At 56.8% G+C, this 6,924-nt stretch carries 6 protein-coding genes and 1 pseudogene; 3 read left to right on the top strand and 4 right to left on the bottom strand.

What is annotated here, in order from left to right; translation table 11 throughout:
* Together G113_RS17965 and znuC are read right to left on the bottom strand one after the other, a co-directional pair.
* Positions 1–472: metal ABC transporter permease (locus G113_RS17965; protein WP_005908190.1), on the bottom strand; the 472-nt coding region annotated here is incomplete at its 3' end.
* An 89-nt stretch (positions 473–561) separates the two neighbouring features.
* Positions 562–1,320, bottom strand: coding sequence for a zinc ABC transporter ATP-binding protein ZnuC (gene znuC, locus G113_RS17960; RefSeq protein ID WP_005894208.1), 759 nt, complete (start codon positions 1,318–1,320; stop codon positions 562–564).
* Positions 1,321–1,413: 93 nt separating this feature from the next.
* Here znuC and znuA point away from each other — a divergent pair, with 93 nt between their 5' ends.
* Together znuA and G113_RS17950 are read left to right on the top strand one after the other, a co-directional pair.
* Complete coding sequence (gene znuA, locus G113_RS17955) at positions 1,414–2,325, top strand: zinc ABC transporter substrate-binding protein ZnuA (protein WP_005908189.1); 912 nt, start codon at positions 1,414–1,416, stop codon at positions 2,323–2,325.
* Positions 2,326–2,373: 48 nt separating this feature from the next.
* Positions 2,374–3,048, top strand: a complete 675-nt coding sequence (locus tag G113_RS17950; protein WP_005908187.1) for a transglutaminase-like cysteine peptidase — start codon at positions 2,374–2,376, stop codon at positions 3,046–3,048.
* Here G113_RS17950 and G113_RS17945 read toward each other — a convergent pair.
* The gene (locus tag G113_RS17945; RefSeq protein ID WP_005908185.1) at positions 3,043–3,984 is read right to left on the bottom strand and encodes a TAXI family TRAP transporter solute-binding subunit; all 942 of its coding nucleotides are present in this window, start codon (positions 3,982–3,984) and stop codon (positions 3,043–3,045) included. The two genes, G113_RS17950 and G113_RS17945, sit on opposite strands and share 6 nt — an antisense overlap.
* Positions 3,981–5,282 (bottom strand): annotated as a pseudogene (locus G113_RS17940) (LapD/MoxY N-terminal periplasmic domain-containing protein). The gene G113_RS17945 and the pseudogene G113_RS17940 overlap by 4 nt, the downstream one beginning before the upstream one ends.
* A gap of 259 nt (positions 5,283–5,541) precedes the next feature.
* On the opposite strand from G113_RS17940, the gene mepM reads away from it, so the two are divergent.
* Positions 5,542–6,879, top strand: a complete 1,338-nt coding sequence (mepM, locus tag G113_RS17935) for a murein DD-endopeptidase MepM (protein ID WP_005908183.1) — start codon at positions 5,542–5,544, stop codon at positions 6,877–6,879.
* The last annotated feature ends 45 nt before the right edge of the window (positions 6,880–6,924 follow it).

Here is a 6,924-nt window from a genome sequence, read left to right as displayed (position 1 = left end):
CCAGCTCTTCCGAGATGGTCATGGAGAGCAGGGGATCCCAGAGTCGCCACAGGGTGAGCAGCACCAGTGCGCCACCGCCGTAGATCCAGAGCAGATCCACTGGCTGGACCGAGAGCAGATCACCAAACAGATAGGCCATCAGATCGACCCGCACATTGTCCATGAAGCTCAAGGTCACCAGGCCCAGGGAGAGTGCGCTGTGGGCCAGGATGCCGAGCAGGGTATCGGTGGCGACCTGCTGGTTGCGGCTCATGACGACGAGCAGCATGGCCATGGCGAGGCAACAGACCACCACTGCCAGGGTGAGATCCACTTGCAGCAAGATGCCGAGTGCGATGCCAAACAGGCAGGCGTGGGAGAGGGTGTCGCCAAAATAGGCCATCTTGCGCCATACCACGAAGCTGCCCAGCGGCCCGGCCAAGAGGGCGATGCCGAGACCGGCGGCGAGGGCATATAACAAAAAGCTGTCCACGTTAAGATCCTTACTTGCAATCGGTTGGCGAAAGGAGGTTCAGGCCGGGTCTGGCTCAAGATTTATCCGGGCTTTGCACTGTCGTCGGCTTATTTGCGCGACGGCAGGCGGATGAGCGGAGCTGGCTCCACATGTTCATGCTGGCCATCGCAGTGGTGGTGATGGGTATAGACGGCCAGCACCTCCTGCTCGGGTCGGCCGAACAGGCGCGCAAATTCCGGATGGCGGGCCACACTTTCCGGTTCTCCATGGCAACAGATGTGGCCGTTCAGACAAATCACCTCATGGGTGCTTGCCATCACTAGATGCAAGTCGTGGGAGACCATGAGCACGGCGCAGTCGAACTCGGCCGCTAGTTTGCCTATCAGGGCATAGAGCTCGATCTGACCATTGATGTCGACCCCTTGCACCGGTTCATCCAGTACCAGGAGCTCCGGCTTGACCAGCAAGGCGCGGGCCAGCAGCACTCGTTGCATTTCACCGCCGGAGAGCTTTTGCATCCGGTTATCGAGCAGGCTCTGGCCACCGACCCGGGCAAGGGCTTCCTCAATGGAGAGGCGGCCATTCTTGCCGAGTTGCAGGAAGCGGCGCACGGTGAGTGGCAGTGTCGGATCCAGATAAAGTCGTTGTGGCACATAACCGACCCGCAGGCCGCCCCTGCGCACTATCTGCCCCGAGTCTGGCTTGAGCAGTCCCAGCACCAGCTTGCTGAGGGTGCTCTTGCCTGCGCCATTGGGACCCACAAGTGTGGTGATTTTGCCTTTATTGAGGGTAAAGGAGACCTTGTCGAGCACGAGTCGTCCATCGAATGAGAGACAGATCTCTTTGAGCTCCACCAATTGGGTCATGACAGCTCCGGGGTTTACAGCCAGTGAGAGTTATAATATAACAGTCGCGTTTTCTGTTATATTATCACATTCATCTGTCCTGACGAGATCCCTATGCGAATTCTTGCCCTGCTCACTGCGCTGCTTATGGTCAGCCTGCCGGTGCGTGCTACCACTGTCTTGACCACCATCAAACCCTTGGGTTTCATCGCCGCAGCTATCACGGATGGGGTCAGTGAACCTCAGGTGCTGTTGCCGACCGGCGCCTCGCCCCATGACTTCTCTCTGCGCCCTTCGGACATTCGTGCCATCAAGCAGGCGGGTCTGGTGGTGTGGGTCGGCCCGGAATTGGAAGGTTTCATGAGCAAACCCCTGACGGGTCTTCCCCATGTATTGACCCTGACCCGGGTCAAGGGGATGCCCCTGTTCGATTATGCCAACCAGGCCGGTGAGTCTCATGAGGGAGATGCTCATGACGAGCATGGTCATGATGGCCACGAGGGTCATCATCATGAGGGGGTGGATCCCCACATCTGGCTGGGGCCGGATCAGGCGAGGGTCATAGCCCAGGCGCTGGCGGACTCCTTGAGTGCCCAGGATCCGGCCAATGAGCCGCGCTATAAAGCCAATCTGCTCACCTTCAACCGCAAGCTGGCCGAGAAAGAGCAAGCCATAGCCCCGCAGATGAAGGCGGTGAGCCAGCAAGGCTATTTCGTGTTCCACGAGGCTTATGGTTACTGGGAGCGCCACTATGGCATGAGCTCGCGAGGACATTTCACCGTGAGTCCTGAGCGCCGTCCCGGTGCCCGCACCCTGGTCGATATTCGTCATGCACTGGAGGAGAAGAAAGCCAGCTGCATCTTCGCCGAACCCCAGTTCTCGCCGGCGGTCATCGAGTCGGTGGCCCGCAACACTGGCGCCAAGGTACTGCTGCTGGATGAAGTGGGCGAAGAGATTAAGGTCGGGCCGGATGCCTATCCCCAGTTCATGCAACAGTTAGCTGACTCCTTTGCTCAGTGCCGTTAGGCGCAGCCGTCTATACTGACCTCCAGCGAAATGTAAGGAGCGTCGAATATGAGAAGGATCTCTCTGATAGTCTGCAGCGGCTTGCTGGCCTGCTGGTCGCTGCAGGCTTCCCAGCTGTCCACTTACCTGGCGGAGCCTCAGCTGAAAGCCAAGATGGCGGATGTCTATGGCAAGGCCGCTGTGAAGCGGGCTGAGGCCTATGCCCGCTTGCTGAGGCCTCGGGCTGGCACCACGGATCAGCAGAAAATAGTCTTGGTAAACAATTACTTCAATAATCTTACGTACAGCGAAGATCCCAAGCTGTGGGGCATGGATGATTATTGGGCTAACCCACTGGAGTTCATTGGTGCCCGGGGGGGGGATTGTGAGGATTACAGCATTGCCAAGTACTACACATTGATGGAGTTGGGGGTCGAAGAGAAGAAGTTGCGGCTTGCCTATGTCAAGGCGGTCAGATACAACGCCTTTCATATGGTGACCCTCTATTTTCCCACGCCAAAAGCAGACCCGCTGGTACTGGATAACATCAATGGCCGCATACTGCCGGGCAGCAAACGCACCGATCTCATTCCCGTTTACAGTTTTGATGCCAAGAGTATCTGGGTAATGAAGTCACGTCGGGAAGGTACCCTGGCGGGCAGCGCAGACCGACTGGCACAATGGACATCGATGAAGAGTCGTTTCTCCAGCGAACACCTGCGCTCCCCCCGTCGTCAGCTATAGCTTGCCTGCGGCTTTGAGCTCCGCAAAGTAACGGGCAGCCCCAGGATGCTGGGGCACCATCAACACCGGCCCTATCTTGTTGCGCGCCCTGTGAAACAGATTGGCGTAGCCATAGGTTTGCTCGTTGAACTGTATCTGCTGGCTCAACATGGCCTTGGTGAGGCGGTAAACTTGCTCTTCTGGCACATCAACCCGGCTGACCAGGGTTGCCGCGATCGCGAAGGTGGGTATGGGTTTGGGATTGGCCGGATAGATACGGGCAGGGATCTGGCTGCGCTGGTAATAAGGGCGGCCTTTGATCAACTTGTCACGTACCTCGCCATCAATGGGCAGGAAGGTGATACGGCACTGCTTGGACGCATCAAGCACCATGCGGTTGGGGTGGCCCATGACCAGTGCGAAGGCATCGATCTGCTTGCTGCACAATGCCTGTGGCAAGTTGGCCATGCTCTTCAAGTCGAGATCCTGTTCCTTGACGCCAAGCTGTGCCATGAGCGCCAGCGCCGTCTTGCGGGTGCCCGACCCTTTGAGCCCAAGATCAATGGGGGCCAGCTTGAGTTGCTCCAGGGACGTGATGTCTCCATCGGCGCGCACCACCAGGGTGAAGGGCTCTGCATGGGTGGCAAACAGGCTTCTCAAACGGGGTTGGGGGGCTCCCTCGAAAGCCCCTATCCCCTTGTTGGCCTGATACAGCCAGTCGGACTGGACTATGGCGTAGTCACTCGCATCCTCCTTCAATCGCTTCAAGTTTTCCAAGGAGCCGGAGGTCGCCAGGGGCCGGCAACTGGTACTTTCGTCCTGATCGTGGGCCAGGCGACAGAACTCCTTTGCCATCTGGTAATAGATCCCCTGTTCGGAGCCCGTGCCGATATAGAGGGTAGGGGCAGCCTGGAGGGACGGCATCATGAGTAGCGGCAGTAGCGGCAAGAGTTTCATTGGGTGGCTCCGTTGGCATGGCCGTCGATACCCCAGGCCCTGAGTGTGTCTATGTCGTCGATGGAACTTGCTTCTGCCAGCAGTATGTAACCCGAGCCATGCAAGCTTTGACTGACCAGATTCCAGTAGAGAGGATCATTGGTCACCCCTAGGCTGATAAAGGTGGGATAGATGGGGTCAAGCTGGCTGAGCACCTCATTGTTGATGGGGATGGCGCTGAAGGCCAACTCCAGTCCGGCGCCTTCCAGCGCCATGAAACTCGCCATGGCATCGGCAGGCAGGATCGCCAGATCCCAGCGCCAATCGATGATCCGCCCTTTTGGCACCTTGATTAGGGTGTTTTGCAGTGCAGGCCAGTGCGGATTGGCGAGCAGGCTAAGCGGGAGGGCAAGGCCTTCATACTCCTGATTGAGCCAGTAGGCAATGGCTTGTTCCAGCTCGATGAGCGAGGTCTCGCCCGAGAAGGATCGCCGTGGCAGCAAGCGCCGATAGAGCAGTATGTTTCCTTGGGTGGAGTAAAAATGCTGTTGTTGCCACCCCTCATCCACCGACTGAAGGTTAACCAGGGGAAGATGACTGCTTGCCTCTTGCTGCTTGCCCAGCTGGGTGATCTTGAGACGCTGCTGCAGCATGTCCCGCTTGCGTTCAGAGACCAGCTGGTTGACCGAGCTGGCCACCTCCTTGAGTTCTTTGATCCAGGGAATAGGCAGCTCCGCACCATACTGGCGCTTGCGGATCAGGCTCAGCTGTTGATTGATCTCGGCGAGTGGACGTAGCAGACGCTTGCAGATCCAGGGAATGAGCAGGCTGAAGACGATCAGGCCACCAAGCAGGGCCAAACCGGTGCGGCTGATGGCATTCCACAGATGCTGATAGGCGTAGCCACTATGGCCTTCCAGCGTCAGGGTGCCGAGCATGCGCCAGCCATCGGTCAGTTCCTGTTCGACTTTGACCGGCGGCATGGCGATAAGGTTTGGCAGCTAGGCAGGGATATTTTGCTGAGTGCTGGTAAACACCTTATGGAACAACATCTGTCCATCCGGATCGACCAGGGTGATGGCGCTGACGAAACCGCCATCGAACATGGCGTTGACTATGGTTTCAGCCAAGACCTTGTCTTCATTGAGCAGGGTACCTTGCAGCACCAGACCAAGGGCTGTGATGGCCGTTTCAAGATTGGCCGACATCTGATCGAGGATAGACTGGCGGACAGTGGTGATTTCGAGCATGAACAGCAAAATGGCGCCAATCAGGAACAGGATGAGGATGATCCTTTTTAACAATTTTGCTAACGACATATCCACTCCATGGAAAAAGTTGCGCAACATGGGCCTGTCAGGGCCGATCGGGATCGGATCCAGTTCTTAAAAATAGGAAAAAATGAGCGGAAAGTGAGGATATTTTCTGCCAAAAACGGCAGCCTATGAATAAAATGTGATTTTGGTGCGAATTGCAGTGAACTTTTTACGAAACGATGGGTCGAAAGTGCAGCTTTATGCAAATTTATAACAATGAAATGACCCTATAACACTCCCAGAACTAATGACAGGAAAGCGGATGAAACGTCTTCGTCCCTTGGTAGCCAGTGCTGCCAACTGGGAACCACCGGTTCCCCGCAAACATTTTTACGCCATGTTGCTGCTGACCGGGTTGACCCTGTCGGCGGTGGCGATATTGCCTGCGCCAGGGGATATTCTGGAGCGCCCGTTGCGCTTGGAACTGCCCCTCTCGGCCCATGGTACCGCCACCAATGAAGACAACACAGAATTTAACGCCATCCCGGATCATGAGCTGATCGACCCGGTCGCTCCCGAGGATGACATTCCCGCCGATACCGGTCCCGAGTGGCAAGACTACCGGGTGCGCAATGGTGAGAACCTCACCACCATCTTCAATACACTTGGCCTGTCGACTACCACCCTTTACAAGGTGCTCGATGCAGACAGCAAGAACAACCTGGCCCGTCTCAAGCCGGGGCAGACCATAGAGTTGCTGATCGATCAGGACAACATACTGCAGGAGATGAAGATCCGGTTGAACATCAAGGAGTCCCTTGAGCTCAAGCGGGTCGATGATAGCTACAACGCCAACATGGTCAAAGAGGCGGTGGAGTGGCAGAAGAAAAACTTCGATGGCACCATCAGTGGCAGTTTCTACGTCAGCGCCCGCAATGCCGGTATCCCGGCCAGCCACATCAAGAAGATTGCCAACCTGTTTCAGTGGCGGCTCAACTTTGCCAGTGATCTGAAGAAAGGTGACAAGTTCAAGGTGCTGATGCAGCAGGAGACGGTACAGGGCAAGAACACCGGCAACAGCCAGTTGCTCGGGGTTGAAGTGATTAGCCAGGGTAAGAGCTTCTCGGCCTGGCTAGCAGAAGATGGTAACTACTATGATGCCCAGGGTCAGAGCCTGGAGCGCGGTTTCCGCCGCTATCCAACTCATAGTCGCTATCGCATCAGTTCGACCTTCAACCCGGCTCGCCGCCACCCCATCACCGGCATGGTACGCCCCCATGAAGGCACGGATTTCGCGGTTCCGGTCGGTACGGCCGTGCTGGCTACCGGTGATGGGGTGGTTGTCAAGGCGACTCGCCATCCTCTGGCTGGTACCTATGTGGTGATCAAGCATGGCCGTACCCTGAGTACCCGTTACCTGCACCTGAGCAAGCTGCTGGTCAAACCGGGTCAGAGAGTGAAGATGGGTGACAAGATAGCCCTGTCCGGTAACACGGGCCGATCCACGGGTGCGCATCTGCACTATGAGGTTCGACTCAACAACCGTCCTGTTAACCCCATGACGGTCAAATTGCCGATGTCCGAAGCCCTGAGCGGCAAGGCCAAGCGCCAGTTCCTGGCCAAGGTACAGTCTTACAAGAAAGAGCTGTTGGTGGGCTGAGTCGTGTTGACGCCAAGGCTCGAGCCTTGCATAAAAAAGTCTCAC

The organism is Aeromonas molluscorum 848, from assembly GCF_000388115.1.
Lineage (GTDB): Bacteria > Pseudomonadota > Gammaproteobacteria > Enterobacterales > Aeromonadaceae > Aeromonas > Aeromonas molluscorum.
Note: the sequence above shows the minus strand (reverse complement) of the source record. Positions and strands in the feature narration are given on the sequence as shown.